General features: G+C 45.8%; 1 protein-coding gene. It reads left to right on the top strand.

Going from position 1 to position 1,108, the window contains the following annotated elements; genetic code table 11:
- Positions 1-1,108 (top strand): tandem-95 repeat protein (locus Q4591_RS20070; protein ID WP_303462617.1); only part of this gene is annotated, 1,108 nt, incomplete at both ends.

The raw sequence follows: 1,108 nt of genomic DNA, 5'->3' as shown, positions 1-1,108 counted from the left end.
CTTACCGACAACGGTGATGGCACCCATAGCTTTGCACCAAATGAAAACTTCAATGGTGATGTGCAATTAGAGTTTGGCGTCAGTGATGGCACCGTTGTGACCCCAGCCAACATTGATATCGCAATCGCAGAGGTGAATGATGCACCAGTAGCGGGTTCTACTTCATACCAAATGAACGAAGATGGCAGTATCACGTTAAGCCCTGAGCAGTTACTTGCCAATGCAATTGATATCGAAGGTGAAGTGGCGCTAGATAGTGTCAGCTATTCAGGCACTGATGGTGTGTTAGTGACCAATCAAGATGGCACGGTTACCTTCTCACCTAATGAAAACTTCAACGGCGATATTAACTTAGATGTCTCTGTTGTGGATGAAGCTGGTGCAATCACTGTTGGTAATGCAGGCATTGAGGTTATCGCAGTCAATGATTTACCGATTGCAGGCCCTGTTTCTTACACTATCGATGAAGACAGTGTGCTGACATTTAATGAAAGCCAAATCTTAGCGAATGCATCAGATATTGAAGGTGATGTCTCATTGGTTGAGATTAGTTATACAGGCCCTGATGGTATTTTCAGTGTTAATGGTGATGGGACTTGTAGCTTTGCCCCTAATGAAAACTTCCATGGCGAAGTGACACTGGATATTGTTATTCAGGACGAAGAGGGCGCAACGGTTACTACACAAATGACAGTGGATGTGTTGCCGATTAACGATGCCCCTGTGTCAGGTAATTTAGCGTATTCGGTTGACGAAGATGGCTCAATCACCTTATCGCAAGAACAACTATTAACTAATGCATCTGACATCGACGGTGACAGCCTAAGCGCTGAAAACCTATCAGTAGGTGATAATGCCACCGTTGTGGCTAACCCAGATGGCAGCTTTACGATTACCCCAGATGCGGACTTTAATGGCGACTTAGACTTAAGCTTTGATGTCTCTGATGGCACCACTACCGTGGCGACAGGTGTTGATTTAACTGTTAACCCAGTTAACGATGCCGCGGTTGCGCCAGACGTTGAATTCACCATGAATGAAGACGGCGTTATCATCATTACCGATGAGCAGCTGCTGGCGAATGCGAGCGACATCGATGGTGATAACC

Source organism: Shewanella sp. 3_MG-2023 (genome assembly GCF_030548765.1).
GTDB lineage: Bacteria > Pseudomonadota > Gammaproteobacteria > Enterobacterales > Shewanellaceae > Shewanella.
Note: the sequence above shows the minus strand (reverse complement) of the source record. Positions and strands in the feature narration are given on the sequence as shown.